The sequence below is a fragment of the Polaribacter sp. MED152 genome (genome assembly GCF_000152945.2).
Taxonomy (GTDB): domain Bacteria; phylum Bacteroidota; class Bacteroidia; order Flavobacteriales; family Flavobacteriaceae; genus Polaribacter.
In genome coordinates this window covers 1,867,113-1,892,553 of sequence record NC_020830.1, presented here as the reverse complement: position 1 = coordinate 1,892,553, position 25,441 = coordinate 1,867,113, and the positions used below count along the sequence as shown (strand labels likewise).

Genomic DNA, 25,441 nt, shown 5'->3' with positions numbered 1-25,441 from the left:
CAAAGCCATGATACAAACTACACAACTCTCAAAAAAATACGGATCTGCAGAGGTTTTAAATATTAACGAATTAGAAATTCCAACAGGCCAAAGTTTTGGTTTAGTAGGTAATAATGGTGCAGGTAAAACCACATATTTTAACATTCTACTAGATTTAATTAGGCCAACAACTGGTGCTATTGTAAATCATGATATTCAAGTAAATACAAGTGAAGACTGGAAATCATTTACAGGTTCTTTTATAGATGAATCTTTTTTAATTGGCTATTTAACAGCAGAAGAATACTTTGAGTTTGTTGGCGATTTAAGAGGCATGAATAAAGCAGATGTTACTAAATTTATTAATCAGTTTGATGAATTTTTTAACCAAGAAATTATAGGTAAAAAGAAATACCTAAGAGATCTTAGTAAAGGTAACCAGAAAAAAGTAGGTATTGTAGCTGCAATGATGGGTAACCCACAAGTTGTAATTTTAGATGAGCCATTTGCAAATCTAGATCCAACAACACAAATAAGGCTAAAAAAAATCATTAAAGAATTAACAGAAAATAGAGAAGTTACAGTGCTAATTTCTAGTCATGATTTAACACATGTAACCGAAGTTTGCGAAAGAATTGTAGTTCTAGATAAAGGAAATGTAGTAAAAGATATAGTTACTTCTGCAGAGACCTTGCAAGAATTAGAAAGCTATTTTGCTGTATAATTAGCCAATCTTTAATTAATTATTATTTTTACAAGCTGTATTTATACTATTTTCGCTAGAAAATAGTTGTAAATTACAGCTTTTAGCTTTTGTTAAAGAAATAATTTTAGAATCGCCAGTTTTGAAAATTACATTTAAGTACCTTTTCTTGTTTACGTTTATTGCTGTAGTTGCTTCTTGCAGCACTAAAAAAGATTCTGTAATTAGTAGAAATTACCACGCTTTAACTACAAAATATAACGTTTTATTTAATGGTAATAATGCTTTTGATAAAGGCATAGACGAAATTAACAATAGCTATAGAGACGATTGGTTTTTACAATTACCAATAGAGCCTATTGAGTTCGAAGAAGATAAAATTATTGCACCAACCTTTAATAATAATTTAGGAAATGGTTTCAATAATGACGATGATGATGACAAAAAACCAACCACTACTTTTGAAAGAGCAGAAGAAAAAGCAGTAAAAGCCATTCAAAAGCATGGCATGAATATAGATGGTATTGAAAGAAATAGGCAAATAGATAATGCGTATTTACTTTTAGGAAAATCACGTTATTATCAGCAAAGATTTATACCTGCAGTAGAGGCTTTTAATTATGTTATTGCAAATTATCCGAATGCAGATTTAATTGCAGAAACAAAAATTTGGAGAGCCAAAACCAATATCAGGCTAGATAATGAAGAAACTGCAATAGAAGCCATGAAATTATTGTTGGTTATAAAAGACACGTTAGAGTCAGACTTACCAAATAAAATTAAAGAACAAGCACATACAGCATTGGCTATAGCATATGTAAAAAGCGATAGTTTACAAAATGCAAAAAAGCACTTACAATTAGCCACAAGAACTTTAGAGAATAAAGCACAAGGAGCTAGAAATTTATTTGTTTTAGGGCAAATTTATAGTTTAGAGAATAAGAAAGATTCTGCTAATTTGGTATTTAATCGTTTGGCAAACTTTAAAAAATCGCCTTACAAATATAAAATTCATGCTAATATAGAATTGGCAAGAAACATTACAAACGATTCTACTTCTGTTGTAGTTTTAAACACTTTACAAGAGTTAATTAAGGATAGAGAAAACAGACCTTATTTAGATGAGTTGTATTATCAAACAGCAGTTTTACACGAAAAGAATGATAGTATTCAGCTTGCCAAGAACAATTATTACAATTCATTAAGAGCAGCAAATGCAGGCGATAAGCAAAAAACGTTTACCTATGAAAATTTAGGAAACCTAGCATTTAAAGAAGCAGAATATCAAAACGCAAGTGCTTATTATGATAGTGTTTTGCAGTTTACCAAAGACACTCTAAAACTTAGAATTAGAAGAATTAAGCGTAAATACAAAAACTTAGCATCGTTAATAAAGTTTGAAGATGTTGTACAAACTAATGATAGTATTGTAAAAATTGCAACACTTACAAAAGACGAGCAAGTTGCTTACTTTACAAATTATATCGAAAAAATTAAGGAGGCAGATGAAGCAGCTGCTCAATTAAGATTGAATCAAATGGCTTTTGCAAACCCTATAAGTGGTATACAATCTGCAAAAAAGGGCGAGTGGTATTTTTACAACAATCAGTCGTTAAGTTTTGGAAAATCAGAATTCTTTAAAATTTGGGGTAATAGACGTTTAGAAGACAATTGGAGATGGTCTGAAAAAGCAAGTATTGGTATTGCAGCCAAAGATTCAGTATCTGCTAAAAAGGCAAATGCTAAGTATGATTTAGATACTTACCTAAGCACAATTCCTACAGAACAATCAGTAATAGACAGTTTAGTTGTTATAAGAAACGAAGCACTTTATGAGTTAGGTTTAATATATAAAGAGCAGTTTAAGAATTTTGATTTAGCAGAACAAAGACTTGTAAGAGTAAATGAGTTAAATAAAGATGAAGCGCTTGTTTTGCCTATTAATTGGCATTTGTATCAACTATATATCACTTTAGGAGATGAAAGCAAAGCAGCACCTTACAAAAATGTAATTCTTACAGATTATCCAGAAACCAAATTTGCCCAGGTAATTTTAAATCCGAATGTTGTTTTTGAAGATGAAGTTGAGGTGAATGAAGTGGAAGTCAAGTATAAAAAACTGTATTATTTGTATAAAGATGATCAGTTTGATGAAGTAATTACTCAAGTTGATGAATTTCTGCCATCAATTCCGAATGCTGAGTTACTTCCAAAATTCGAGTTGTTGAGAGTTTTAGCTATTGGCAAGTACAAAACTAAAGAAGAATACAAAGCAGCTTTAGAGTTTATCGTTGTAAATTATGGTAATACAGAAGAAGCAGAAAAAGCCAAAGCAATTTTGGCTCAATTAAAAGAGTAAAATTTAAGAGAAAAACCCATATAAAATTAGGAAAGTTTACACCATGGAAAGAAATGTAATTGCCAAAAACACTAAAATTACTGGAGATATTTTGTCTGAAGGTGATTTTAGAATTGATGGTACTTTAGAAGGTAATTTAACAACTAAGGGTAGAGTAATTTTAGGAGCTACAGGTGTTTTAATTGGTAATGTATCTGCATCTAATTCAGATATTGAAGGTAAATTTTCTGGTGAGTTAAAGGTAGAAAAAACGCTTACGGTTAAAGCTGCAGCAAACATTTCTGGAGATGTTGTTGTTGGGAAATTATCTATAGAGCCAGGTGCAACTTTTAATGCATCTTGTGCAATGAAAGTACCTTCTAAAGAAAGTAATAAAGAAGATGACACAAAAAAACAGCCAATCAACTCAAAAGAAGCCAAACCCAAAAAAGCCTTTAAATAAAGCGTTACATCTTTCAGGGGCAGGTTTGCAAATGGGTGCCACCATTTATTTAGGCTACTTACTTGGCCAATGGTTAGATAAGCAGTTTCAAACCACTTATTTAGAGCAAACAATTACTTTACTATCTATCTTCTTAGCTATTTACGCACTTATTAAACAAGCACAGAAAATAAATGATTAAAAACTTATTTCTTTATACTACAGTTTTCTTTGCTCTTTACTTTTTAAGCCATTTTTTGCATCAAAATGTTATAGAAAAACAAGAAATAATATTGCCTTTTTCATTAAAAAAAATATACCTATTTCATTTAGGATTTTCACTTATCATTTGTACTAATTTCCTTTTACTATCTACTGTTAATAAAATATCTGATCAGTTGGGTTTTATTTATTTAGCTACAATTATTTTAAAACCAGTTTTATTTTGTTTAATCTTTTATAAATCAATATTTACCGAAGAAACTTTAAGTTTTGCAGCAAGAATTTCGCTCATCATTCCTATGATAATTTTTTTATTAACAGAGGCTTTTTTCGTGGCACAAATACTACAGAAAAAAGATTATAAAAAAATATCTTAAAAAAGCGTTTGTAGTTTTGAATTATTACCTATTTTTGCGCCGAATTTAGAAAGCATATTTTTACCATGAAGATTGCACAAAAATCTATCAAATTTCTTACAATTGCATTAATAGCTCTTTTTTCGGCTACAATTTTTGCATCTAGTTCAGATAAAAAACACGACAATCAAAACGATGGTGGTCGAGTAAATACTAAGGAAGAAGTTGGTGCTTACATAAAACATCACGTTAAAGACTCTCATGATTTTTCATTATTCTCATACACCAATGATGAAGGTGAAAGAAAGCATTTTGGTTTTCCTTTACCAGTTATTATTTGGACGAGTGAAGGTTTAGTAACTTTTATGTCTTCTGAATTTCATCATAATGATGATGGTCATGTAATCGTAGAGAAAGATGGTTTAAAATTTGCCAAAATTCACTCTAAGATTTATGAATTAGATGAAGGTGCTACTCAAGTATCTTTTGATGAAACACATCATGCAACAAATGCACACAAGGTTTTAGATTTTTCTATTACTAAAACTGTTTTCGGAATTTTATTAGTTGGTTTGTTAATGTTATTCTGGTTTTCAAGATTGGCAAAACAGTACAAAACAAAACAAATTCCAACTGGTTTTTCTAGAGTATTAGAGCCGTTAATTATTTATGTAAGAGACGAAATAGCAAAACCAAACATTGGCGAAAAGCACTACAGAAGATTTACAGGTTATTTAATGACGGTATTTTTCTTTATTTGGATATTAAACCTTTTAGGTATGTTGCCTTTCGGATTTAATGTTACAGGTCAAATAGCAGTTACTGCTGCATTAGCCATATTTACTTTAGTGGTTTACACATTTAGTGGTAACAAAGGATATTGGATGCACATGATCTGGATGCCAGGTGTGCCAATTTTAATTAGACCATTTTTGGCGATTATAGAATTAGTAGGTGCATTAATTATTAAGCCATTTTCATTATTGGTTCGTTTGTTCGCAAACATTACTGCAGGTCACATTGTAGTTATGAGTTTAATAGCAATTATGTTTACACTTAAAGAAAGCTTTGGTGTTGCTGGTGCAACATTTCTTTCTTCAGTGTTATCATTTTTAATAATATTAATTGAGGTTTTAGTGGCTTTCTTACAGGCTTATATCTTTACAATGCTTTCTGCATTATTTATAGGTATGGCTGTAGAAGAACATGAAGAAGCTCATTAATCAAATTTGTTTAATTTAATATAAATACAATCATTATGTACAATTTAATTGGAGCAGGATTAGTAGTAATCGGAGCTGGAATTGGTTTAGGTCAAATTGGTGGTAAAGCAATGGAAGGTATTGCTCGTCAACCAGAAGCAGCTGGAAAGATTCAAACAGCTATGATTATTGTTGCAGCACTTTTAGAAGGGTTAGCATTTGGTGCATTAATCTTAGGTCAAGGTTAATCAAATCCAAAAACAAACAAAACACAATTTATAACGGTTGGTTATAAATTGTGTTTTAATTAAACAAGTAAAAAATAAAAATTATATTACAGAATGGGAGCTTTATTAGAAGATTTTTCAATTGGATTATTTGTAATACTTACAGTATTACTATTAGTGTTAATTGGATTGATGGTAAAATTTGCTTGGAAACCAATTTTAAACTCTTTAGAAGAAAGAGAATCTGGAATTGAAAACGCATTAGCTGCTGCAGAAAATGCACGTAAAGAAATGCAAAATTTAACTGCAGATAATGAAAGGTTAGCAAAAGAAGCAAGAGCTGAAAGAGAAGCAATGATGAAAGAAGCTAGAGAAATTAGCGATAAAATTATTGCAGATGCAAAGGAAGATGCAAAAGAGGTAACTACTAAGTTAATTGAAACTGCACAAGCATCAATTCAGCAAGAAAAGCAAGCAGCCTTAGCAGAGTTAAAGAAAAACGTTGCAGAGTTATCTATAGGTATAGCAGAATCTGTAATTAAGAAAGAATTATCTTCTAAGAAAGACCAATTAGATTTAGTAGAAGGTATTTTAAAAGACGTAACTTTAAACTAATTTTATGAAAGACGCAAGAGCAGCATTACGTTACGCAAAAGCTATTTTAAATCTTGCTAAAGATTCTAATGATGAATCTGCTGTGCATGAAGATATGCAGCTTATTGAAGCTACTATAGATGATAGTAAAGAGCTTTCTGTAGTTTTAGAAAGTCCTGTTATTAAATCTGCAGACAAGATGAATGTTTTAAAAGCTACATTTTCTAGCAAAATAAACAACATCACATTAGGTCTTTTTAATCTTTTACAAGAAAACAAAAGAATTGCAATGTTAGAAGCTATTGCTAAGCAATACTCTATCATTTATGATTTTGATAAAAATACACAAGTAGCTAAAGTTACAACAGCTGTGCCTATTTCCCCAGAAATTGAAGCACAAGTATTAGCTAAAATTGTAGCTTTAACAGGCGAAAAAGCAAACTTAGAAAACGAGGTGAATCCTTCTATTCTAGGTGGTTTTATTTTAAGAGTTGGAGATGTGCAGTATGATGCAAGTATCTCTAATCATTTAAGTGAATTGAAAAAGGAATTTGACAATAGTCATTACATTCCAAAAATTTAATAATACATCAAATTAGAAAAGATGGCAAGTATTAAACCAGCTGAAGTATCAGCAATTTTAAAAGAACAACTTACAAATTTTGAAGCTCAAGCTTCATTAAGTGAGGTAGGAACTGTATTACAAGTGGGTGATGGTATTGCTCGTGTTTACGGATTGTCTAACGTACAATATGGTGAGTTAGTAGAATTCGAAAACGGCTTAGAAGGTATTGTATTAAACTTAGAAGAAGATAATGCAGGTGTTGTATTATTGGGTGCTTCAACTTCTGTAAGAGAAGGTTCTACTGTTAAAAGAACTGAAAGAATTGCTTCTTTAAGAGCAGGTGAAGGTATTGTTGGTAGAGTTGTAGATACTTTAGGTAGCCCAATTGATGGGAAAGGACCTATTGAAGGAACTACTTACGAAATGCCATTAGAAAGAAGAGCACCAGGTGTAATTTATAGAGAGCCAGTAACAGAACCGTTACAAACTGGTATAAAATCTATTGATGCAATGATTCCCGTTGGTAGAGGACAGCGTGAGTTGATTATTGGAGACAGACAAACAGGTAAATCTACAGTTGCTTTAGATACCATCTTAAATCAAAAAGAATTTTACGATGCTGGTAATCCAGTATACTGTATATATGTAGCTATTGGTCAAAAAGCTTCTACAGTTGCAGCAATTGCAAACATGTTAGAAGAAAGAGGCGCATTAGCGTATACAACAATAGTTGCAGCAAATGCATCAGACCCTGCAGCAATGCAAGTTTATGCACCATTTGCAGGAGCAGCAATTGGAGAATATTTTAGAGATACAGGTAGACCTGCATTAATCATTTACGATGATTTATCAAAACAAGCAGTTGCTTACCGTGAAATTTCTTTATTATTAAGAAGACCTCCAGGACGTGAGGCATATCCAGGAGATGTATTTTACTTACACTCAAGATTATTAGAAAGAGCTGCAAAGGTTATTAATGATAACGTAATTGCTAGTGAAATGAACGACTTACCTGACTCTTTAAAAGGAATCGTTAAAGGTGGAGGTTCTTTAACTGCATTACCAATTATTGAAACTCAAGCAGGTGATGTATCAGCATATATTCCAACAAACGTAATTTCGATTACTGATGGACAAATTTTCTTAGATGGAGATTTATTTAACTCAGGTGTAAGACCAGCAATTAACGTAGGTATTTCTGTATCACGTGTTGGAGGTAATGCACAGATTAAATCTATGAAAAAAGTATCTGGTACTTTAAAATTAGATCAAGCTCAGTTTAGAGAATTAGAAGCATTTGCTAAGTTTGGTTCAGACTTAGATGCAGCTACAATGAGTGTAATTTCTAAAGGTCAAAGAAACGTTGAGATTTTAAAACAAGCACAGAATGATCCTTTTACAGTAGAAGATCAAATTGCAATTATCTATGCTGGTTCTAAAAACTTGTTAAAAGATGTTCCTGTAGATCAAGTTAAGAAATTCGAAAAAGATTATATCGATTATTTAAATGCAAAACATAGAGATACTTTAGATGTATTAAAATCTGGTAAATTAACGCCAGAAGCTACTGCAACTTTAGAAGAGGCTGCTGCTGAAATTTCTAAGCATTTTGCATAAATATATTTAGTTAAAAGATTTTAGACTAGGCTCTAAAATCTTTTAACTACTAAGTAACAAGTTAAGAATGGCGAATTTAAAAGAAATACGTAATAGAATAACCTCTATTAAATCAACAATGCAGATTACATCTGCCATGAAAATGGTATCTGCTGCAAAGTTGAAAAAAGCGCAAGATGCAATTGTTGCAATGCGTCCTTATTCATCTAAATTAACAGAGTTGTTGCAAAATTTAAGTGCAACTTTAGAAGGTGATACTGGTGGAGCGTATTCAACTCAAAGAGAAGTTTCTAAAGTGTTATTAGTAGTTGTAACCTCTAACAGAGGTTTATGTGGGGGTTTTAATTCTTCTATCACTAAAACTGTTAATAAAACAATCGCTGAAAAGTATTCAGATAAAAATGTAGAGATTTTTGCCATTGGTAAAAAAGGTGAAGATGTTTTATCTAAAACATGCAGTATTGTTGCAAGTAGAAACGACCTTTATGACGAATTAACTTTTGATAATGTTTCTGCAATTGCAGAGAAGTTAATGAATTTGTATACAGAAGGTACTTATGATAAGATAGAATTGGTGTACAACCAATTTAAGAATGCTGCAACACAATTGCCACAAGTAGAGCAATTTTTACCTATCAAACCTATTGAAGGTGGAGATGCAGCTGCTGTAAATTCTGATTATATTTTTGAGCCTTCTAAAGAAGAAATTGTAGAAGCTTTAATTCCGAAATCTTTAAAAACTCAATTGTATAAAGCTGTTAGAGATAGTTTTGCTTCTGAACATGGAGCAAGAATGACAGCTATGCATAAAGCGACAGATAATGCAAAAGATTTACGTGACGAATTATTATTAACGTATAACAAAGCACGTCAAGCAGCAATTACTAACGAAATTTTAGAAATTGTTGGTGGTGCTGAAGCATTAAATAATTAGACGAAGTCAAATTATTAAAAGAGTAAGCATTAAATAATTAGACGAAGTCAAATTATTAGAAATATAAAAAAACGAACTCATTGAGTTCGTTTTTTCTTTTACAAAGAAATTTGATTCTTAATTTTATTTAAAGTTTCTCTATTTATTATGTGTTTGATTATTAATGGATTATATGTAATTAATTATGCTTTTTATTTTTTGGCACGCAATTTGAATATTACTAAGCATAACCATAAAACAGAAGGCTTATGAAAACGCTAAAACTACTATTCACAGTTATTATTACAGGTACTTTATTAAGTTCTTGTACAACAATTTATGATGATGGTTTTGTAGACTATCAACCTACAATAAACGAAGTTGTTTCTAGCTACGATTTATGGTATGTAGATTATCACAGAACAACAGGAACAGGAGATATTCCATATGTTTCTAGAGCATTTACTTTATCATTCTTAAATGGCATTTTATATGCAAACAATAATATTGTTGATATTGGAAGAACAGGAAATGGTTTAGGGATAGATGTAGGTACTTATGGTACTTTTAATGGTTTACTGGCTACTAATCATGATATAGATGGTGCAAACGATTTTGAAGTAAGTATTTTATCTGATAATGAAATTGTATTGTACAACTTTAGACAAAATGTAAGTTACTATTTAATAGGTTACAATGTAAATACTTTTGATTATGATAAACTATTTTATGAAAACATAGAATACTTTTTACAGGAGTATTTAGCTTGGGAAAAAGTAAGTTCAACAGGGGGTACACCAAATACTTTTGATGATGAAAATTATCTTGAATTTACACCAGAAAATTTAACAACTTTTAGGAGTTCTCAAGATGACTTTGGCATGCAAGTTGCAGATATTAATTGGAACTTTGTTGGAGGCTATGAAGTGTTTGATGTAAATGGTTTTGAAGACCTAAAAATTTTAACATTGAATTATGATAATGGAGATATTGAAGAGTTCGAATTAAGCGTTGTTAATGATGGTAGAATAAGTTTATTCCACTATAACTCAGAAACAACATACGATTTTTCAGGAAGAGGATTTATACAATTCAAAAAGAGTGAAGAATCTGTTAAAAGTGCGAAAGACCTTGTAAGAAATAGCAACAGAAAACGTACTATTATAAAAAGAAAAGTAAAGAACAGAAGAAATTAAAATAAAGTTTGGTTAGTTGATTTTTGATTGGTTGTTTCTCGACAATCAATTGAAAGAGGAGTCACCCTGAGGAGGGTGACTTTTTCTTTGTTAATAATTGATGAAAATTATAGCCACTAAAAAAGGTGCTTAAGCACTAGATTTCCTATTTTTAAAGAACCAAATTAAACCCATGAAAACAGCTTTTATAACAGGTGCAACCTCAGGTATAGGTAAAGCAACCGCTCAGCTTTTTGCTAAAAATAATATTAGATTAGTTCTTTGTGGACGAAGAACAGAAAGACTTCAAGAATTAAAGTCTGAATTAAGTAAGCAAACAGAAGTTACTACTTTGCAATTTGATGTTTCAAAAAAGGAAGAAGCACAATCAGCAATAGCATCTTTACCAGAGAACTTTAAGAATATCGATATTTTAATAAATAATGCAGGGAATGCTCATGGTTTAGCTACCATTCAAGAAGGTAGTATAGACGATTGGGATGCAATGTTAGACATTAACGTAAAAGGATTACTGTATGTAACCAAAGCAATTTTACCAACTATGATTAAAAATAATAGTGGTTTTATTGTAAATATTGGCTCTACAGCAGGTAAAGATGTTTATAAGAATGGTAATGTATATTGTGCATCTAAATTTGCTGTAAACGCTTTAAATAAGTCTATGAGGTTAGATTTAAACGATTACAATATTAGAGTATCTGCCATTCATCCTGGTTTGGTAGAAACAGAATTTTCTGATGTTCGTTTTAAAGGAGATACTGAGAGAGCTAAAACCGTTTATTCTGGCTACAAAGCTTTACAAGCAGAAGATATTGCAGATATTATCAACTTTGTAGTTACAAGGCCATATCATGTAAATATAGAAGATTTAATAGTGTATCCAACAGCACAAGCCAGTGCAACAATGATTAATAAAAATTAGTATGAAACCAACATCAAAAATAATTATTGGGTGCATGTCTTGGGGCAAATGGGGTAAAAATTTTACCACCAAAGAAGCTGCAGATATGATTGAGTTTTGTGTAGAAAATGAGAATACACTATTTGATCACGCAGATTTGTATGGCGATTATACTACAGAAGCCGAATTTGGAGTTGCTTTTAAAGCAAGTTCTGTAAGTAGAGAAAGTATTGAGCTAATAACAAAATGTGGAATACAGAATCCAGGAGAAACCAGAAATAATAAGGTGAAGCATTATAATTATGCTAAAGATTATATTATTTGGAGTGCAGAACAATCTTTAAAAAATTTAAAAACAGATTATCTAGATACTTTTTTGCTGCACAGACCAAGCCCTTTAATGAATCCTACAGAAATTGCAGAAGCAATTACAATTTTAAAAGATGCTGGAAAAATTGTCAATTTTGGAGTTTCTAATTTTACACCTTCTCAAGTAAGTTTTATTTCAGATCATGTTTCTGTAGACGTAAATCAGGTTGAGTTTTCTCTAACGCAAAATTCAGCAATGAATAATGGTACTTTAGACCAAATGCTTCAAAATTATATACAACCTATGAGTTGGAGTCCTTTAGGAAGTGTTTTTAGAGAAGAAACGTATCAAACAAAAAGTATAAAAGAACTATTAAAAAGGTTTTCTAAGAAATACAATTGTACAGAAGATACTTTACTATTGGCATGGATTCTTAAACATCCTGCTAAGGTATCACCAGTAATAGGTACAACAAATAAACAGCGCATTTTAAACGCAAATAAGGCCTTAGAAATCAATTTAGAACTAGAAGATTGGTTTTTACTGTTAGAAGCAAGTAATGGACAAGAAGTAGCTTAAAAATGATAAATAAACGCTTATTAATTAAAAATCTACTCTCACATAATGATGAGAATAGTTTTTATGATAAAAAGCAAAAATTATCCTTAGGCTCAAAAGAAGGTAAAGCCAAGTTTTTAAAGCACATTTGTGCTTTGTCTAATACAAATCCTGCTAACAATTCTTACATTGTTATTGGTATTGAAGATGAAGAAAATAAGATAATTGGTGTCGATTTTTTTGATGATAGTAAAATTCAAAATTTGGTAAATGCGTATTTAAGAAATCCGCCCAAAATTGAATACGAAAATGTTCCTTTTCCTAGCTTACCACGTCATAAAGTAGTGGGTTTGGTTACCATTTATGCTAATAATACAATAACTTCTCTTTTAAAAAACGCTTGGAAATATAGAAGAGATACCATTTTTTATAGAAGAGGAAGCAATTCTATGCCTTTTGTAGGAGATTCTTTTGAACTTAGAAATACAAACAGGTCTATTGTTGCATCTATAGAGAAAAATGCTAGAAATAATATAGAGCTTACTTTAAATGGCGTTTTTGAGTTTATAAATAATCATAAGAAAAAGTACAATCCTCAATATAAAGTTTTCAATGAACAATTTGTGTTATGTTGGGCAGGAGAGCAAAAAACAATCAATTCAGAAACCTATTATTCTAGGGTAGATATAGAGCTTATTAATGAACAAGTTCGTTTGTTTTTTTCTGCATTAGATGATGTTCAAATTTCTTACAATCAAAAATCATTTATAGTAACAGAATATATTTTATTAGGTTTAGATAAGGTAGAAACACATTACCCATTAGAGAAAACAATTATTGATTTTAAAGACAATGGTAAACATCATATTGTCAAAGAATTTCTGTTTGAACCCCCTAAATATGATGCAGAAATTATTACCCATATTTATACTAATAGTAATAAAATAGTAGCTAAAATAGCTAACAATATTTCATTGTCGGTTACAGAGCATGAAGATGTTTTTAGGTTACCAACAAATTATTTATTGTGTTATTTAAATGGATATTTAGATGCACCTGAATTGCTTAGACAGGCTAAATATTACATTAAAAATTTACAGGATAAAACAACCTATGTAAAATATAAAGAGGCAATGAGAGTAATTCGAAAAGTAAAGTATAATTAAATATCAATTAAAAAAACCAACTCTATACAATTAGAGTTGGTCTCAAAAGTTGGGGAATGTTTAACTTTTATAAATCAAATTTAATTCCTTGTGCTAAAGGTAATTCGTCTGAATAATTAATAGTATTTGTTTGTCTACGCATGTAAACTTTCCATGCATCAGAACCAGATTCACGTCCTCCACCAGTTTCTTTTTCGCCACCAAAAGCGCCACCAATTTCAGCACCAGAAGTACCAATATTAACATTGGCAATTCCACAATCAGAACCTGCGTAAGACAAGAATTTCTCTGCTTCTTTCATTTCATTGGTCATAATTGCAGAAGATAATCCTTGAGCTACTCCATTTTGTTTGGCAATTGCATTTTCTACACCATCAGAATATTTCATTAAGTATAAAATTGGTGCAAAAGTTTCATGCTGAACAATTTCATAATCATTTTCTGCTTCTATAATTGCAGGTTTTACATAGCATCCAGATTCGTAACCTTCGCCATCTAAAACGCCACCTTCTACAATTACATTTCCACCTTCGTCTTTCGCTTTTTCAATGGCAGCCAAATAGGTATTCACAGAGTCTTTATCAATTAAAGGACCAACGTGATTATTTTCATCTAAAGGATTACCAATTTTAATTTGCTTGTAAGCACCAACAATAGCATCTTTTACTTTATCATAAACAGATTCATGTATAATAAGTCTTCTTGTAGAAGTACATCTTTGGCCACAAGTACCAACCGCACCAAATACTGCACCAGGCACAACTACTTTTAAATCTGCAGTTGGTGTTATAATGATTGCGTTATTACCACCCAATTCTAATAAAGATTTTCCAAAGCGTTGTGCAACAGTTGCACCAACAATTCTACCCATTCTTGTAGATCCTGTGGCTGAAATTAAAGGAATTCTACTATCTGTAGTCATCATTTCACCAACTTTATAATCACCATTAATAATACAAGAAATACCTTCAGGTAAATTATTTTCTTTTAAAATGTCTGCAATTATATTTTGACAAGCTACCGCACATAAAGGTGCTTTTTCAGAAGCTTTCCAGATACAAACATCACCACAAATCCAAGCTAAAGCAGTATTCCAAGCCCAAACAGCAACAGGAAAATTAAATGCAGAAATAATACCAACAACGCCTATAGGATGCCACTGTTCTCTCATAACATGGCCTGGTCTTTCAGAAGGAATGGTTTGCCCATTTAATTGGCGAGATAAACCCACTGCAAAATCGCAGATATCAATCATTTCTTGTACCTCACCATAACCTTCTTGTAAAGATTTTCCCATTTCATAAGAAACTAGTTTACCCAATGGTTCTTTTAAATCCCTTAATTTATTTCCAAACTGACGTACAATTTCTCCTCTTTGAGGAGCAGGTTTATCTCTCCAAGTTAAAAAGGCTTTTGTTGCAGTTGTAATTACTTTTTCATAATCTTCTTTGGTAGTTGTTTTTACTTTACCAATTAATTTACCATCTACAGGAGAAAACGATTCAATAATTTCTCCATTCGAGAAGTTATTTGAACCAGTAGATGTACCTTCATTTATATCTTTTAAACCTAATTGTTGCAATACTTCAGTTATTCCAAAATTTGTCATTTTGTAGTCTAATTTTAGTTGTTTAAATTCGAAGAACGAATTTACGAATAAAAAGATACATATAAAAAATTAACAAAAACAATGTTATTTGTTTAAAATATAACAATTAAATGAAAAAATTTACGATTCTATTTGCTTTAATAGTGCTATTGATTGGTTGTAATACATCAACCCAAAATTCAGGAAAGGATGTCACATCTACTATTGATGCTACTTCTCAAGAAAAAATCAATGATTTTGCTATCATTATTCATGGAGGAGCAGGAACGATTTTAAAGAAAAATATGTCTGATGAAAAAGAGGTTGAATACAAAGCAAAATTAGAGGAAGCGATAAAGGTTGGGCATACCATTCTTAAAAATGGAGGAACTAGTCAAGAAGCTGTTATGAAAACCATTCAAGTAATGGAGGAATCTCCTTTATTTAATGCTGGTAAAGGTGCTGTTTTTACAAATTTTGGCACAAATGAATTGGATGCTTCTTTTATGGATGGTAACACTCTAAATGCAGGAGCTGTTGCTGGAGTAACAGATGTTAAAAGTCCAATAGAATTGGCTATAAAAGTAATGACAGATTCAGATCATGTAATGCTTTCAGGTAATGGTGCAAGTATATTTGCTAAAGAAAAAGGTTTAGAAATTGTAGATCCAAGCTATTTTTATACCGAAAGAAGATTTAAGTCTTTAGAAAGAATTAAGGAAAGAGAAAAGACAGAGTTAGATCATGATGATAAGACTGCTGCTTTTTATGACGCTGATATAAAAAACGCAAAGTTTGGTACAGTTGGCTGTGTGGCTCTAGATAAAAACGGAAATATTGCTGCTGGTACTTCTACAGGTGGTATGACTAATAAAAGATGGGGTAGAATTGGTGATGCACCAATTATAGGTTCTGGTACGTATGCAAATAACGCAACCTGTGGAGTTTCTTCCACAGGTTGGGGTGAGTATTTTATTCGAAGCCAAGTTGCTTACGATATTTCTGCTCAAATGGAATATCAACAAAAAACCTTAAAACAAGCCACACAAGATGTTATTCAAAACAAACTCACTAAATTAGGAGGTACAGGTGGTGTTGTTGCTCTAGACAAAAATGGCTACATGTCATTTGAGTTCAATACAGCTGGTATGTATAGAGCATCAATGAATGATAAAGGTGATTTGGTAATTAAAATCTATAAAGAATAGCTTAACCATTCTTCTGGTAAAGGATCTAGGTTAATATTTTTACGAATAGAATTTATCTTCTTTTTAATTCCGATTCTGGAAATTGAAGGTATAGATAATTTTACATTGTTACGTTTACCAATAACTTGTAAAACATCTCTAATATCTCTTTTTCCGCATAAAACTAAACTATTCATCATAGCATTAGATTCGTTTGCTAAATCGAAAAAATCTACGTAAAATTTTGGTTGATTATCCAAGTAAACTATCCATTGAGTTGGTTTTTTTCTTGGAATTTCTAAGACTTCTTTAACGCCACTTAACGTTCTGTAGGTAGAATATTCTAATTGCATTATATAGGGGATTTATGTTATTTCTTTGCAATAATATTAATTTTTCTTTAAATAAAAATTATTTTTTTGTGTTTTTATCAATTTACGGGCACTGTAATTTCCTCAAAAATTAGGTCGCCATTTGCATCTTTTCCTTTGTAAAATTTAAAAATATAATCTTCTTCTTGTAAAACATGAATTGGCAATTTTATTTCTTTTTCTATAGTTGCCTGATTACACGTTTTTTCCAAATCTTTTATAACGTTAATTCCTACAATTCTAGAATTTCTATCATATTCATAATAGACATTATTGAATGAAAAACAAGCATTAGGTAAAGTGTATTTTAGTACAATTGTGTCTGAAGTTTTGTAGGTAAAACTTACAGGAGTTTTTGCCTCATCTATAGGTAAAGTGCTAAATTCAAAAAGAGGTTCCTCTTCACTACAGCTTAAAACGAACAAACTCAAAATTATTAGGGCAAACTTTTTCATAGGTTTTACTTTTTAAGTTTCTTTATAAAATAACATCAAATTTTACTTTAAGTGCTATTTTTGTTTTCAGAAAATGAAAAACGAGCTCTTAAATATAAAAACTGAACAGCAATTTACAAAAAATGCTTTAAATGTTTTTAAACATCAATTTAAAAACAATAAGGTATATCGATCTTTTTGCGATCTGTTATATGTTCATCCTTCAGATATTACTAAAATTGAAGATATTCCTTTTTTGCCCATTCAGTTTTTTAAATCCAGAAAAGTACTGTCTTCTTTAGAAGAAATTGATGAAGTTTTTACGAGCTCTGGCACTACAGGAAGTGTTACAAGTAAACATTATGTAACTGACGTTTCACTTTACGAAGAAAGTTACTTAAAAGGATTTCATCATTTTTATGGAGATATTAAGGAGTATGTGGTTCTTGCGCTATTACCCAATTATCTAGAGAGAAAAGGGTCTTCTTTAGTATATATGGTAAACGATTTAATTCAAAAAAGTGAAAATATTCACAGTGGATTTTATCTTAATAATCTAGATGATTTAGCTCAAAAGTTGGTAAAATTAGATAATGAAGGTCAGAAAATTTTACTAATTGGGGTTTCTTTTGCGCTTTTAGATTTGGTTGAAAAACACAATTTTAATCTAAAAAACACCATTGTTATGGAAACTGGTGGAATGAAAGGTAGAAGAAAAGAGTTGATTAGAAATGAATTACATATGCTTTTACAAAATGGCTTTAATGTAAATGAAATTCATTCTGAATATGGAATGACAGAATTGCTAAGCCAAGGATATTCTAAAGGGAATGGAATTTTTGAAACGCCACCTTGGATGAAAATTCTAACAAGAGATACAGAAGATGCACTAACCGTTTTAGAAAAAGGCAAAACAGGTGGAATAAACGTAATTGATTTGGCAAATTATAATTCATGTTCATTTATAGCCACTCAAGACTTAGGAAAAGTTCATGAAAACAATACTTTCGAAATTATTGGAAGATTTGATAATTCTGATATTAGAGGTTGTAATTTAATGGTATTATAAAACAAATATGAAATTTAAGCTATTACAAGATTTTAAAGACTTTGCTGTAAAAGGTAATATGATTGATATTGCCATTGGTGTAATTATTGGTACTGCTTTTAATAAAGTGGTTAATGTTTTGGTTAAAGAAGTTTTAATGCCACCATTAACTTACATGACAGATGGTGTAAATTGGGAAAATAGAAAATACGTTATTAGAGAAGCAATTGTTGCAGAAGGGAAACCTAAAATTGAAGAAGTAGCCATTGGTTATGGAAAATTAATTGAAGCAGGCGTAGATTTTTTAGTGATTTCTTTTACTGTTTTTTTAGTAGTTAGAGTAATGAACTCAATGAAAAAGAAAGCTGAAGACCCTAAAAATAAAACAGTAACAACTCCTAAAAATATCGAATTAATGAATAAAACTAACGAGCTTTTAGAGAAGCAAAATGAGTATTTACAAAAGGCTCTAGAACGTAAATAAAAGTTAGTTTTATCTAAATATCTTAGCACTTTTCTTTTCAGGATTTTTTTTGCAATTTTTTAATAGAAGTTGTAATGCAGCCTACTTTTTATCGACTATTCTTTAGATGAATTCGATGAAACAGTTTATAGTAATAGTATGCTTAACATTTTCATCTGTTATTTCCGCTCAAAGTATAGATTATAATACTAAAAAAGGCTATGTAGCAGAGGGTTTTGATGTTGTTGCTTATTTCACAGAAAGCAAGGCTATAGAGGGTAATAAAGAATTTTCTATTACATACGATACTGTTAATTTTAAATTTTCGAACAAAGAAAATTTAGCTTTATTTAAATCGAATCCAGAAAAATATATTCCAAAATATGGAGGTTATTGTGCGTATGCAATAGCTGTTAAAGGAAAAAAAGTAAGTGTAAACCCTAATACTTTTGAGATTAGAGAAGGCAAATTATACTTATTTTATAATAAAGGTAAAACCAATACGCTACAACTTTGGTTAAAGCAAGGTGCAGAAGAATTACTTGAAAAGGCAGATTTAAATTGGCAAAAATTCATCAACAATTAATGTTGATTCTATATATCTTGTGTATTAAAAGAGCTAAAACTAGTTTTAGCTCTTTTTTTTATTTATGCTACAATTAGTAAGTAATATGTTTTTTTACCTCTTTGTAGAAGCACGTATTTCTTATCGATTAAATCTTCTTTTGTAATCACAAAATCTTCTTTAACCTTTTCTTTGTTTACAGATATTGCATTTTCTTTTAATGCTCTCCTTGCTTCACCATTAGATTTTAAGAAATTAGTTTCTGCAGCCAATGCAGCTATCATGTCTAAACCATTTTCTACCAAAGAAGCAGTTACTGTTGCCTGAGGTACACCATCAAAAATATCTAGTAAGGTTTTTTCATCTAAAGATTTCAGGTCAGATGCTGTAGATTTACCAAACAAAATATTAGAAGCTTTTATAGCTTTTTCATATTCATCTTTTCCATGCACAAGTACTGTAACTTCTTCTCCTAAACGTTTTTGTAGAATTCTTGTATGAGGTGCTTCTTTATGCTCTGCAACTAAAGCATCTATAGTTTCTTTGTCTAAGAACGTAAATATTTTAATATACTTTTCAGCATCTTCATCAGAAGTATTTAACCAATATTGATAAAATTTGTAAGGTGATGTTCTATTGGCATCTAACCAAACATTACCACCTTCAGATTTTCCAAACTTAGATCCATCAGATTTAGTAATTAATGGGCAAGTTATGGCATAACCTTTTCCATTACCAATTCTACGAATAAGTTCAGTTCCAGTAGTTATATTTCCCCATTGATCTGATCCTCCCATTTGAATTGTAGTACTATTCTCTCTAAACAAATGTAAAAAGTCATAACCTTGTACCATTTGATAAGTAAATTCCGTAAAAGACATACCATCTTTAGATTCAGAGCTAATTCTGTTTTTAACAGAATCTTTGGCCATCATATAATTTACAGTAATATGTTTACCAATATCTCTAATGAACTCTAAGAAAGAAATGTCTTTCATCCAATCGTAGTTATTTACTAAAATGGCTGCATTTTTTTCATTAGATGTGAAATCTAAAAAATGACCCAATTGAGCTTTAACACATTCTTGATTGTGTCTTAAAGTTGTTTCATCTAACAAGTTACGCTCTGCAGATTTTCCTGAAGGATCACCAATCATACCTGTTGCACCACCTACTAAAGCAATTGGCCTATGACCACATCTTTGGTAGTGAGCTAATAACATTATAGGCACTAAATTTCCAATATGTAAAGAATCTGCTGTAGGATCAAAACCCACATACGCACTTCGCATTTCTTCTAACAAATGTTCTTCAGTTCCTGGCATGCTATCATGTAACATTCCTCTCCATTGTAACTCTTCAATAAAATTCTTCATTGTAATCAATTTATCAGTTGGCAAATATAACTTTATCAACCAAAATATGCTAAATTCGTAGTATGATTTTAGTTACTGGAGGCACAGGTTTAGTTGGTTCGCATTTGTTGTATCATTTAAGTGTAAAGAATGATAAAATAAGGGCAATCTACAGAACAGAAGCTTCTCTAAAAAAAGTTAAGCAAGTCTTTTCTTATTACACTTCAGATGTAAAACTTTTTTCTAAAATTAAATGGTTTAAAGCAGATATTACAGATGTGCCATCTATGAAGCCTGCGTTTGCAAATGTTACCCATGTTTTTCATTGTGCAGCTCTAATTTCTTTTAATTCTAAAGATTATAGAGAAATGCGAAAAGTTAATATTCATGGAACAGCAATACTTGTGAATTTAGCAATAGACGCTAAGGTTAAAAAGTTTTGTTTTGTAAGTTCTATTGCTGCTGTTGGTGATGCTTTAAACGATAATTTGGTAGATGAAGATTGTGAGTGGAACAAAGAGCAAGATAATAGTGGTTACTCTATTACCAAGTTTGGGGCAGAAATGGAAGTTTGGAGAGCCAGCCAGGAAGGTGTAGATGTAATTATTGTAAATCCTGGAGTAATTTTAGGTAGTGGTTTTTGGAAATCTGGATCAGGAAAATTATTTACACAAGTTTTTAATGGCTTTAAGTATTACACAGAAGGCATAACTGGTTTTGTTGCTGTGCAAGATGTTGTAAAACCAATGATTCAGCTTATGGAGTCTTCTTTAAAAAATGAACGCTTTATTTTAGTGGCTGAGAACAAATCTTTCAAAGAAATTTTTTATAAAATAGCTGATGCTTTTGATAAAAAGAGACCTTATAAATTGGTAAAAACCTGGCAAACAGAACTTGCTTGGCGAATATCTTGGTTTGTATCTAAAATTAATGGTGTTGCACCTTTGTTAACTAAGTATTCAGCAAGAAGTGCACACAATGTAACTAAATATTCTTCTCAAAAAGTAATTGATGCCATAGATTACAAGTTCGAAAGTATAGATGCAACTATACAACGAACTTGTAAGAATTATATTAAGGAGTAGTTTTTATCTTAACTTTAATAGAATCCGTTAGTTTTAATTTTTTAGCAATACTATCTAGTTCTCTTTTTTTAAGATTATTTTTTTTGATAGAATCTTGCCTTAAAGAATCTTTTGTAGATTTAATTTTATCATAATAGTCTTTCTGCTCTTTTAAGCTATTCTTTGCATCCTCAAAAATTAATTTATACTCATCTATTTTAGACATGTAATATAAATTAGAGGTTTGAAAACGAACACTATCAATCTTAAATTTATCGTAAACTAAAGGCATATAATTAATATTCCTTTCCATATTTTTATTCTTAATATAAGTTGCAGAAGAAGCCAACATCATTTCTTGTACCAAAAGACTCATAGTGTCTTTTGGTATAAGATCTTTTGGCTTTTCAAAAATTGTATTACTAGTACAAGAACTTAATATTAGAAAGGCTAATAGGTAGCTTAGTTTTTTCATATTATCTATTAAAAGTAATTCGTTTTCCTTTTACTTCTTCGTTAAAAACGCCTTCATTATACATTAAGTTTCCATTTACAAAAGTATGGGTAATTGTAGATGAAAAAGTGGTACCCTCGAAAGGAGACCAACCACATTTATACAATATATTATCTTTAGAAACAGTTTGTGGTTTGTTGGTGTCAATTAAAACTAAATCCGCAAAATAACCCTCTTTTATAAAGCCTCTTTTTTCAATTTGAAATAGTTTTGCAGGATTATGGCTCATCTTTTCAACTGCCTTTTCAATAGGAATTACACCTTCTTTTACTTTTTCTAAAATGGCTGTTACTGCATGCTGCACTAATGGGCCTCCACTTGGAGCTTTGGTATACACATTATTTTTTTCTTCTAATGTATGAGGTGCATGATCTGTAGCCAAAACATCTATTCTGTCATCTAAAAGTGCTTTCCATAACCCTTGCCTATCTTTTTCTGTTTTTACTGCTGGGTTCCATTTAATGTGAGTACCTTTTTCTGCATAATCTTTGTCTGAAAACCATAAATGGTGAATACAAACTTCTGCAGTAATTTGTTTTTCTTCTAAAGGAATATCGTTTCTAAAAAGATGTGTTTCCTTTTCTGTAGATAGATGAAAAATATGTAAACGAGCTCCTGTTTTTTTAGCCAATTCAATAGCTTTAGAGGAAGATAAATAACACGCTTCTTCACTTCGAATTATTGGGTGATATTTTATAGGAATATCATCTCCAAACGTCTCTTTATAAGCAGCTGTATTTTTTCTAATGGTTGCTTCATCTTCACAATGCACAGAGATAATCATCTTAGTTGATGAAAATATTTTTTCTAAAACTGCCTCATCATCTACTAACATATTTCCTGTAGATGAACCTAAAAATAACTTAATTCCTGCTACTTTTTTAGGATCTGTTTTTAACAACTCTTCTAAATTATCATTAGTTCCACCAAACATAAAAGAATAGTTTGCATAAGAGTCTTTTGAAGCGATTTTAAATTTATCTTCAAGTAATTCTTGAGTGGTTGCTTGTGGCACTGTATTTGGCATTTCTATAAAAGTGGTAATTCCGCCAGCAACTGCTGCTTTACTTTCTGTAGCAATGTTTGCTTTATGAGTTAAACCAGGTTCTCTAAAATGTACTTGATCATCTATAAAACCAGGAATTAAAGTTTTACCATTGGCTTCTATAACCTCTGCATTTTCAGGTGCTGAAATGTCTTTCGCAATTTGTTTAATAATTTCATTTTCAATTAAAACATCACCCATAAAAGTGTTGTTCTCATTTACAATGTTTGCGTTTTTAATTAAATAAGTGCTCATTTTTATTTTATTTTGGTAATCCTTTTAACTTCATTTTTATCACTCCAAATAGTGCTTCTGATATTATATTACTACTCATTTTAGAAGCGCCTAAAGTTCTGTCTGTAAAAATAACAGAGACTTCTTTTATATTAAAATTATGTTTCCAGGCTTTAAATTTCATTTCTATTTGAAAAGCATAACCCACAAACTTTATTTTATCTAACTGAATGGTCTCTAGAACGTTTCTTTTCCAACAAACAAACCCAGCTGTTGTATCAAAAACAGGAATTCTAGTAATTAACCTTACATATTTTGATGCAAAGTAAGATAGTAGCACTCTTTTCATAGGCCAGTTTACAACATTTACACCTTTAGAGTATCTTGAACCTACAGAAACATCTGCGCCTTCAATTTTACAAGCATTGTATAAACGAATTAAATCTTTTGGATTATGAGAAAAATCGGCATCCATTTCTATGATATAGTCATAACCTTTTTGAAGCGCCCATTTAAAACCATGAATATAAGCTTTACCTAAGCCGTTTTTTTTGTATCGGGTTTCTATAAACAATCGATCTGGAAAATCTTTAATTAATTGATGAACTATTTCTGAAGTTCCATCAGGAGAATTATCATCTACTATTAAAATATGAAAGGCTTTTTGTTGGCTAAAAGTAGCTCTAATAATGGCTTCGATATTTTCTTTTTCGTTATAAGTAGGTATAATTACTAAAGCATCTGACATAAATAAATTTTCATGTAGTAAGAGAACAAATATACACTATTTAATTACTAATTTTGTGCTAATCATCTTAAATGAAAGTTAATTGCAAGCAATAGATAAAATTACATATTCAAACAATTGGATTACAATTATCTTTATACTATTGTTGGTTTGTATTGTGTTTTTAAAACTATTAAATGCTAAAAAATTGAATGAGAGCTTTTTTGCACTATTCAATTTTAGTTTTATTGAAGATGAATCTTCTGAACCCAACACTTTACTAAGTCCTTTTGAAAGTGTTTTGTTTTTATTTTCGGTAAGCACAATTTCCTTGCTGGTATATTTTTTTAAAATTTACAATCAGCCAGAAACTATAAAGAGTTTTACTACTTTCTTTACACTCTTTTTGGTTGTTTTTTGTTTTTTCTTTCTAAAAAAGCTTTTAGAATTTGCGTTAACTAGGCTATTTTTATTAAAAAACCAGATTAGTGTTTTTCTTATTACAAAGGCCAATTATCTCTATTCAATTTCATTTATATTATATATTCTTCTTATTCTTTATGAATATGCTAATGTAAAGAGTGTATATCTTTTTTATTTTTCTGCATTTCTATTTTTACTAAGGTTTGTATTTTTTATATTCAGAAATAAAAAGCTGATATTTAACAAGTTGTTTTATTTTATTTTGTACATTTGCGCCTTCGAAATAGCACCGCTATTTGTACTGTTTAATTTGATGTTTTAAAACCAAAATTGAAATCGAATGAAAGTGAAAACTATATTGGTTTCTCAGCCAGCCCCAAAGACAGAAACATCACCTTATTTTGATTTGTCTGATAAGCAAAAGGTGAAAATAGATTTCAGGTCTTTTATACATGTAGAAGGAATCTCTGTAAAAGAAGTTAGAGCTCAAAAAATAGACTTAAGTAAATTTACTGCCATAATCTTAACGAGTAGAAACGCTGTTGATCATTTTTTTAGAATTGCTGAAGAAATGCGCTTTAAAGTGCCAGATTCTATGAAATATTTTTGTCAGTCTGAAGCTGTGGCTTACTACTTACAAAAATATGTAGTGTACAGAAAACGTAAAATTTATGTTGGTGCCAGAACTTTTCCTGAATTGACAAAGCTTATTAAAAAGCACAAAACAGAAAAGTTTTTATTACCATCTTCAGATAAATTAAAGCCTTTAATTCCTGCTGAATTAGACAAGTTAGGAATTGCTTGGACAAGAGTAGATCTTTACAGAACTGTAGTTAGTGATCTATCTGACTTAGAAGACGTATTTTACGACATTTTAGTATTCTTTAGCCCTTCAGGAATTGAATCTCTTTTAAAGAATTTCCCTGATTTTAAACAAAATAACACAAGAATTGCTGCCTTTGGTAACTCTACAGTAAATGCTGTAACTACTGCAGGTTTTAAATGTGATATTGTTGCACCATCTAAAGAAACACCATCTATGACAATGGCTTTAGAAAAGTATATTAAAGAAGCAAATAAAAAATAATTTTTATCTTATATAAAGCATAAACCAAGCAGAAATGCTTGGTTTTT

The 25,441-nt window shown here is 30.5% G+C and carries 29 protein-coding genes; 22 read left to right on the top strand and 7 right to left on the bottom strand.

Annotation, left to right across the window (positions count from 1 at the left end; all coding sequences use genetic code 11):
• Positions 1-7 precede the first annotated feature (7 nt).
• The 15 genes from MED152_RS08350 to MED152_RS08280 all read left to right on the top strand — a co-directional run bounded on the left by MED152_RS08350 (position 8) and on the right by MED152_RS08280 (position 13,289).
• Positions 8-703: an ABC transporter ATP-binding protein gene (locus MED152_RS08350; RefSeq protein ID WP_015481427.1), complete on the top strand. Its 696-nt coding sequence runs from the start codon at positions 8-10 to the stop codon at positions 701-703.
• Between the two features lie 121 nt (positions 704-824).
• Positions 825-3,041 carry a hypothetical protein gene (locus MED152_RS08345; RefSeq protein ID WP_041383521.1) on the top strand — a complete coding sequence of 739 codons (2,217 nt, stop codon included), beginning with the start codon at positions 825-827 and terminating at the stop codon, positions 3,039-3,041.
• Positions 3,042-3,084: 43 nt separating this feature from the next.
• On the top strand, positions 3,085-3,483 hold the full coding sequence (locus MED152_RS08340; protein ID WP_015481425.1) for a polymer-forming cytoskeletal protein: 399 nt from the start codon (positions 3,085-3,087) through the stop codon (positions 3,481-3,483).
• On the top strand, positions 3,422-3,664 hold the full coding sequence (locus MED152_RS08335) for an AtpZ/AtpI family protein (protein WP_015481424.1): 243 nt from the start codon (positions 3,422-3,424) through the stop codon (positions 3,662-3,664). The genes MED152_RS08340 and MED152_RS08335 overlap by 62 nt, the downstream gene beginning before the upstream one ends.
• Positions 3,657-4,061, top strand: a complete 405-nt coding sequence (locus MED152_RS08330; RefSeq protein WP_015481423.1) for a DUF6168 family protein — start codon at positions 3,657-3,659, stop codon at positions 4,059-4,061. The genes MED152_RS08335 and MED152_RS08330 overlap by 8 nt, the downstream gene beginning before the upstream one ends.
• Before the next feature lie 65 nt (positions 4,062-4,126).
• Entirely contained in the window at positions 4,127-5,263 is a 1,137-nt protein-coding gene (gene atpB / locus MED152_RS08325) for a F0F1 ATP synthase subunit A (protein WP_015481422.1), read from the top strand.
• 35 nt (positions 5,264-5,298) lie between these two features.
• Positions 5,299-5,490: an ATP synthase F0 subunit C gene (gene atpE / locus MED152_RS08320; protein ID WP_015481421.1), complete on the top strand. Its 192-nt coding sequence runs from the start codon at positions 5,299-5,301 to the stop codon at positions 5,488-5,490.
• 93 nt (positions 5,491-5,583) lie between these two features.
• Positions 5,584-6,084, top strand: a complete 501-nt coding sequence (locus MED152_RS08315) for a F0F1 ATP synthase subunit B (RefSeq protein ID WP_015481420.1) — start codon at positions 5,584-5,586, stop codon at positions 6,082-6,084.
• Positions 6,085-6,088: 4 nt separating this feature from the next.
• Positions 6,089-6,646 (top strand): ATP synthase F1 subunit delta, encoded by a 558-nt coding sequence (atpH, locus tag MED152_RS08310; protein ID WP_015481419.1) that lies wholly within the window; start codon positions 6,089-6,091, stop codon positions 6,644-6,646.
• A gap of 21 nt (positions 6,647-6,667) precedes the next feature.
• On the top strand, positions 6,668-8,245 hold the full coding sequence (gene atpA / locus MED152_RS08305; RefSeq protein ID WP_015481418.1) for a F0F1 ATP synthase subunit alpha: 1,578 nt from the start codon (positions 6,668-6,670) through the stop codon (positions 8,243-8,245).
• 67 nt (positions 8,246-8,312) lie between these two features.
• Positions 8,313-9,179, top strand: a complete 867-nt coding sequence (atpG, locus tag MED152_RS08300) for an ATP synthase F1 subunit gamma (protein WP_015481417.1) — start codon at positions 8,313-8,315, stop codon at positions 9,177-9,179.
• Positions 9,180-9,427: 248 nt separating this feature from the next.
• Positions 9,428-10,354 (top strand): hypothetical protein, encoded by a 927-nt coding sequence (locus MED152_RS08295; RefSeq protein WP_015481416.1) that lies wholly within the window; start codon positions 9,428-9,430, stop codon positions 10,352-10,354.
• Positions 10,355-10,526: 172 nt separating this feature from the next.
• Positions 10,527-11,276, top strand: coding sequence for an SDR family NAD(P)-dependent oxidoreductase (locus MED152_RS08290; RefSeq protein ID WP_015481415.1), 750 nt, complete (start codon positions 10,527-10,529; stop codon positions 11,274-11,276).
• A gap of 1 nt (position 11,277) precedes the next feature.
• On the top strand, positions 11,278-12,144 hold the full coding sequence (locus MED152_RS08285; protein WP_041383518.1) for an aldo/keto reductase family oxidoreductase: 867 nt from the start codon (positions 11,278-11,280) through the stop codon (positions 12,142-12,144).
• A gap of 2 nt (positions 12,145-12,146) precedes the next feature.
• Positions 12,147-13,289 carry an ATP-binding protein gene (locus MED152_RS08280; RefSeq protein ID WP_015481413.1) on the top strand — a complete coding sequence of 381 codons (1,143 nt, stop codon included), beginning with the start codon at positions 12,147-12,149 and terminating at the stop codon, positions 13,287-13,289.
• Between the two features lie 67 nt (positions 13,290-13,356).
• Here MED152_RS08280 and MED152_RS08275 read toward each other — a convergent pair whose 3' ends face one another.
• On the bottom strand, positions 13,357-14,898 hold the full coding sequence (locus MED152_RS08275; protein WP_015481412.1) for an aldehyde dehydrogenase family protein: 1,542 nt from the start codon (positions 14,896-14,898) through the stop codon (positions 13,357-13,359).
• A gap of 110 nt (positions 14,899-15,008) precedes the next feature.
• On the opposite strand from MED152_RS08275, the gene MED152_RS08270 reads away from it, so the two are divergent.
• Positions 15,009-16,085, top strand: a complete 1,077-nt coding sequence (locus MED152_RS08270; RefSeq protein WP_015481411.1) for an isoaspartyl peptidase/L-asparaginase family protein — start codon at positions 15,009-15,011, stop codon at positions 16,083-16,085.
• On the opposite strand, the gene MED152_RS08265 is transcribed toward MED152_RS08270, so the two are convergent.
• Together MED152_RS08265 and MED152_RS08260 are read right to left on the bottom strand one after the other, a co-directional pair.
• The gene (locus MED152_RS08265; protein WP_015481410.1) at positions 16,073-16,417 is read right to left on the bottom strand and encodes a hypothetical protein; all 345 of its coding nucleotides are present in this window, start codon (positions 16,415-16,417) and stop codon (positions 16,073-16,075) included. The genes MED152_RS08270 and MED152_RS08265 overlap by 13 nt on opposite strands.
• A 77-nt stretch (positions 16,418-16,494) precedes the next feature.
• A complete protein-coding gene (locus MED152_RS08260; protein ID WP_015481409.1) occupies positions 16,495-16,890 on the bottom strand; it encodes a hypothetical protein in 396 nt (131 codons plus the stop codon).
• A gap of 73 nt (positions 16,891-16,963) precedes the next feature.
• On the opposite strand from MED152_RS08260, the gene MED152_RS08255 reads away from it, so the two are divergent.
• The 3 genes from MED152_RS08255 to MED152_RS08245 all read left to right on the top strand — a co-directional run bounded on the left by MED152_RS08255 (position 16,964) and on the right by MED152_RS08245 (position 18,966).
• Positions 16,964-17,938, top strand: a complete 975-nt coding sequence (locus tag MED152_RS08255) for an acyltransferase (RefSeq protein WP_015481408.1) — start codon at positions 16,964-16,966, stop codon at positions 17,936-17,938.
• Between the two features lie 7 nt (positions 17,939-17,945).
• Entirely contained in the window at positions 17,946-18,401 is a 456-nt protein-coding gene (gene mscL, locus MED152_RS08250; RefSeq protein ID WP_015481407.1) for a large conductance mechanosensitive channel protein MscL, read from the top strand.
• 115 nt (positions 18,402-18,516) lie between these two features.
• Positions 18,517-18,966 (top strand): YHS domain-containing (seleno)protein, encoded by a 450-nt coding sequence (locus MED152_RS08245; protein WP_041383515.1) that lies wholly within the window; start codon positions 18,517-18,519, stop codon positions 18,964-18,966.
• Between the two features lie 62 nt (positions 18,967-19,028).
• Here MED152_RS08245 and tyrS read toward each other — a convergent pair whose 3' ends face one another.
• Positions 19,029-20,321, bottom strand: coding sequence for a tyrosine--tRNA ligase (gene tyrS / locus MED152_RS08240; RefSeq protein ID WP_015481405.1), 1,293 nt, complete (start codon positions 20,319-20,321; stop codon positions 19,029-19,031).
• A gap of 62 nt (positions 20,322-20,383) precedes the next feature.
• On the opposite strand from tyrS, the gene MED152_RS08235 reads away from it, so the two are divergent.
• On the top strand, positions 20,384-21,385 hold the full coding sequence (locus MED152_RS08235; protein ID WP_015481404.1) for an SDR family oxidoreductase: 1,002 nt from the start codon (positions 20,384-20,386) through the stop codon (positions 21,383-21,385).
• Here the strand turns inward: MED152_RS08235 and MED152_RS08230 are convergent.
• The 3 genes from MED152_RS08230 to MED152_RS08220 are packed head-to-tail and all read right to left on the bottom strand — an operon-like array spanning position 21,375 to position 23,905.
• Positions 21,375-21,839: a DUF4296 domain-containing protein gene (locus MED152_RS08230; RefSeq protein ID WP_015481403.1), complete on the bottom strand. Its 465-nt coding sequence runs from the start codon at positions 21,837-21,839 to the stop codon at positions 21,375-21,377. The genes MED152_RS08235 and MED152_RS08230 overlap by 11 nt on opposite strands.
• Position 21,840: 1 nt before the next feature.
• Positions 21,841-23,178, bottom strand: coding sequence for a dihydroorotase (locus tag MED152_RS08225; protein WP_015481402.1), 1,338 nt, complete (start codon positions 23,176-23,178; stop codon positions 21,841-21,843).
• Positions 23,179-23,185: 7 nt separating this feature from the next.
• Positions 23,186-23,905, bottom strand: coding sequence for a polyprenol monophosphomannose synthase (locus tag MED152_RS08220; RefSeq protein ID WP_015481401.1), 720 nt, complete (start codon positions 23,903-23,905; stop codon positions 23,186-23,188).
• Positions 23,906-24,062: 157 nt separating this feature from the next.
• Between MED152_RS08220 and MED152_RS08215 the strand changes: the two genes are divergently transcribed.
• Positions 24,063-24,629 (top strand): DUF4271 domain-containing protein, encoded by a 567-nt coding sequence (locus MED152_RS08215; RefSeq protein ID WP_238559170.1) that lies wholly within the window; start codon positions 24,063-24,065, stop codon positions 24,627-24,629.
• An 18-nt stretch (positions 24,630-24,647) separates the two neighbouring features.
• The gene (locus tag MED152_RS08210) at positions 24,648-25,394 is read left to right on the top strand and encodes a uroporphyrinogen-III synthase (RefSeq protein WP_015481399.1); all 747 of its coding nucleotides are present in this window, start codon (positions 24,648-24,650) and stop codon (positions 25,392-25,394) included.
• The last annotated feature ends 47 nt before the right edge of the window (positions 25,395-25,441 follow it).

What these genes read in the sequence shown, in the direction of transcription:
- MED152_RS08350 (WP_015481427.1), top strand. Translation starts at nt 8, where the DNA reads ATGATACAAACTACACAACTCTCAAAAAAATACGGATCTGCAGAGGTT.
- MED152_RS08340 (WP_015481425.1), top strand. Translation starts at nt 3,085, where the DNA reads ATGGAAAGAAATGTAATTGCCAAAAACACTAAAATTACTGGAGATATT.
- MED152_RS08335 (WP_015481424.1), top strand. Translation starts at nt 3,422, where the DNA reads ATGACACAAAAAAACAGCCAATCAACTCAAAAGAAGCCAAACCCAAAA.
- MED152_RS08330 (WP_015481423.1), top strand. Translation starts at nt 3,657, where the DNA reads ATGATTAAAAACTTATTTCTTTATACTACAGTTTTCTTTGCTCTTTAC.
- atpB (WP_015481422.1), top strand. Translation starts at nt 4,127, where the DNA reads ATGAAGATTGCACAAAAATCTATCAAATTTCTTACAATTGCATTAATA.
- atpE (WP_015481421.1), top strand. Translation starts at nt 5,299, where the DNA reads ATGTACAATTTAATTGGAGCAGGATTAGTAGTAATCGGAGCTGGAATT.
- MED152_RS08315 (WP_015481420.1), top strand. Translation starts at nt 5,584, where the DNA reads ATGGGAGCTTTATTAGAAGATTTTTCAATTGGATTATTTGTAATACTT.
- atpH (WP_015481419.1), top strand. Translation starts at nt 6,089, where the DNA reads ATGAAAGACGCAAGAGCAGCATTACGTTACGCAAAAGCTATTTTAAAT.
- atpA (WP_015481418.1), top strand. Translation starts at nt 6,668, where the DNA reads ATGGCAAGTATTAAACCAGCTGAAGTATCAGCAATTTTAAAAGAACAA.
- atpG (WP_015481417.1), top strand. Translation starts at nt 8,313, where the DNA reads ATGGCGAATTTAAAAGAAATACGTAATAGAATAACCTCTATTAAATCA.
- MED152_RS08295 (WP_015481416.1), top strand. Translation starts at nt 9,428, where the DNA reads ATGAAAACGCTAAAACTACTATTCACAGTTATTATTACAGGTACTTTA.
- MED152_RS08290 (WP_015481415.1), top strand. Translation starts at nt 10,527, where the DNA reads ATGAAAACAGCTTTTATAACAGGTGCAACCTCAGGTATAGGTAAAGCA.
- MED152_RS08285 (WP_041383518.1), top strand. Translation starts at nt 11,278, where the DNA reads ATGAAACCAACATCAAAAATAATTATTGGGTGCATGTCTTGGGGCAAA.
- MED152_RS08280 (WP_015481413.1), top strand. Translation starts at nt 12,147, where the DNA reads ATGATAAATAAACGCTTATTAATTAAAAATCTACTCTCACATAATGAT.
- MED152_RS08275 (WP_015481412.1), bottom strand. Translation starts at nt 14,898, where the DNA reads ATGACAAATTTTGGAATAACTGAAGTATTGCAACAATTAGGTTTAAAA.
- MED152_RS08270 (WP_015481411.1), top strand. Translation starts at nt 15,009, where the DNA reads ATGAAAAAATTTACGATTCTATTTGCTTTAATAGTGCTATTGATTGGT.
- MED152_RS08265 (WP_015481410.1), bottom strand. Translation starts at nt 16,417, where the DNA reads ATGCAATTAGAATATTCTACCTACAGAACGTTAAGTGGCGTTAAAGAA.
- MED152_RS08260 (WP_015481409.1), bottom strand. Translation starts at nt 16,890, where the DNA reads ATGAAAAAGTTTGCCCTAATAATTTTGAGTTTGTTCGTTTTAAGCTGT.
- MED152_RS08255 (WP_015481408.1), top strand. Translation starts at nt 16,964, where the DNA reads ATGAAAAACGAGCTCTTAAATATAAAAACTGAACAGCAATTTACAAAA.
- mscL (WP_015481407.1), top strand. Translation starts at nt 17,946, where the DNA reads ATGAAATTTAAGCTATTACAAGATTTTAAAGACTTTGCTGTAAAAGGT.
- MED152_RS08245 (WP_041383515.1), top strand. Translation starts at nt 18,517, where the DNA reads ATGAAACAGTTTATAGTAATAGTATGCTTAACATTTTCATCTGTTATT.
- tyrS (WP_015481405.1), bottom strand. Translation starts at nt 20,321, where the DNA reads ATGAAGAATTTTATTGAAGAGTTACAATGGAGAGGAATGTTACATGAT.
- MED152_RS08235 (WP_015481404.1), top strand. Translation starts at nt 20,384, where the DNA reads ATGATTTTAGTTACTGGAGGCACAGGTTTAGTTGGTTCGCATTTGTTG.
- MED152_RS08230 (WP_015481403.1), bottom strand. Translation starts at nt 21,839, where the DNA reads ATGAAAAAACTAAGCTACCTATTAGCCTTTCTAATATTAAGTTCTTGT.
- MED152_RS08225 (WP_015481402.1), bottom strand. Translation starts at nt 23,178, where the DNA reads ATGAGCACTTATTTAATTAAAAACGCAAACATTGTAAATGAGAACAAC.
- MED152_RS08220 (WP_015481401.1), bottom strand. Translation starts at nt 23,905, where the DNA reads ATGTCAGATGCTTTAGTAATTATACCTACTTATAACGAAAAAGAAAAT.
- MED152_RS08210 (WP_015481399.1), top strand. Translation starts at nt 24,648, where the DNA reads ATGAAAGTGAAAACTATATTGGTTTCTCAGCCAGCCCCAAAGACAGAA.